This window comes from Arthrobacter sp. 10T413_2, assembly GCF_056394205.1.
The window spans coordinates 1-1,695 of the sequence record NZ_JBFTHK010000332.1; the positions used below are offsets into that span (position 1 = coordinate 1).

The 1,695-nt window shown below is 65.5% G+C and carries 1 protein-coding gene and 1 pseudogene; both read right to left on the reverse strand.

Annotated elements, in window-relative coordinates; all coding sequences use genetic code 11:
* Window positions 1–67: 67 nt before the first annotated feature.
* Window positions 68–415, reverse strand: a complete 348-nt coding sequence (locus AC1DBQ_RS23205; protein WP_476930734.1) for a DUF6176 family protein — start codon at window positions 413–415, stop codon at window positions 68–70.
* 143 nt (window positions 416–558) lie between these two features.
* Window positions 559–1,695: pseudogene (locus AC1DBQ_RS23210) on the reverse strand (IS110 family RNA-guided transposase); the annotation flags it as partial.

A 1,695-nucleotide genomic window follows, 5' to 3' on the forward strand; every position in this document is an offset into this window, starting at 1 on the left:
GCGCGTTGGGGCAGCCGGCCCGGGACMCCAGCGCGGGGACCCGGGCCCGGAGGCAGCCAGCCGCCGCTCAGTCCGCCTTGTAGTTGAACGTCAGCTGGGCCGGGGGAGGGCCCTGCAGCATCTCCGGCGTCAGGCCGTGAAGTTCGACGAGTTGCTCGCGGAACCACACGTCGTAGGGATCGTCCGACGTCGAGAGGGCCTGGAACGCCTTGCCCAGATCCTCGGCCTCGTGGAACAGGCAGACGAAGTCCCCTTGTGGGGTCTGCATGAGGCTGGCGACTTCCCGKGTCATGCCCATGCGCTCGCGCGAGCGTTTGTGTTCTTCGGCCCGGGCCCCGCTCATCTCTGCGTCGAGTGCTTTCCAAGCCTCCAGTTTCCCGGGCAGGATCGGTGCGAACCACGTTATGCATTCCATGACGGATGTCCTTCCACGCAACGGTTTCAGCACGGTGGCAGTCCCATCGGTGCAGCTGGAATCTTAGTCCTGCGGACGACGGCGGGACAGAGGCCGCGGCAAGTTCACCGGCTGGCGCCGGGGGGGTGTCCCTATGCTTTTGGTCAAGCGGCCTGGGGACTTTTTTCCTGGTAGAGAGTTCCATTTTTGAGCATGGCGAACAGGACGTCACAGCGGCGGCGGGCAAGGCAGATGACAGCGGCGTTGTGCTTCTTTCCTTCGGCGCGTTTTCGGTCGTAGTAGGCCTTGGACGCCGGGTCGTGGCAGGAGGCGATCCACGCGGATCGGAAGAGCGCGTTTTTGAGTTGTTTGTTGCCGGAGCGGGCCGGGAATTCGCCGCGGACGGAGGTGCCGGACCGCCGGGTGACGGGCGCGATGCCCGCGTAGGCKGCGAGGTGCCCGGCGGTTTTGAAGCTGCTGGCATCGCCGATGGTCAGGAGTATCGTCGCTGCGGTCTTGATGCCGACTCCCGGCATGGACATCAAGACCCGGGAAAGAGGGAAATCGTCCAGGAGTTTCTCGACTTCGTCGGCGACGATCGTGCGCTGGTGTTTGAGTTCCTTGATCTGGGCTGCAACGCGCGGGATGACGAGTTMCACGGCCTGTGTTCCGGCGACGGTCACGGTCTGCTCTCCGAGCGCGGTGAAGATTGCATTTACGAGCTGGACGGGGTCTTTCCGGCTGTGGTGGCGGGCCCAGCGCAGCACGTTGGTGCGGCCTGCGGTGCGCAGGCCCGTGGGACCGGCGTATTTGATCAGCAGGTCCAGGACCAGTGGACGGGTCAGGACCGTGCCGGGAAAGGCGCGTTCCAGAGCCGGGAAGATCTGCAGCAGCAGGGACCGCAGCCGGTTKATCGCGCGGGTGCAYTCGTGGGTCAGATCGGCGTCAAACCCGGAGAGCACCTTCAGCGCCGAGAGCACCTCGCTGTCCCGGTCCACGGCCCGCAGCGTGTGAGGCATCGCCCTGGCCGTCTCGGCAATGATGAACGCGTCCCGGGCATCCGTTTTCGAATTCCCGGGATACAGGTCCGCCGCTTTGCGCATCGCCAGCCCGGGCAGGTAAGCGACTTCGCAGCCGCAATCCCGGGCCACCGCCACGGGCAGCGCACCGATAGTGTTGGGCTGGTCCACGACTCAGCACGTTCCCATGCTCTGCTGCAGCGTCGTGAAAAGCTCCCGCAGCCGGGCTTCGTCCTGCGGCAACGGCTTATCAAAAAGGCGTTCGCCGGCTCGGCTCAGCGC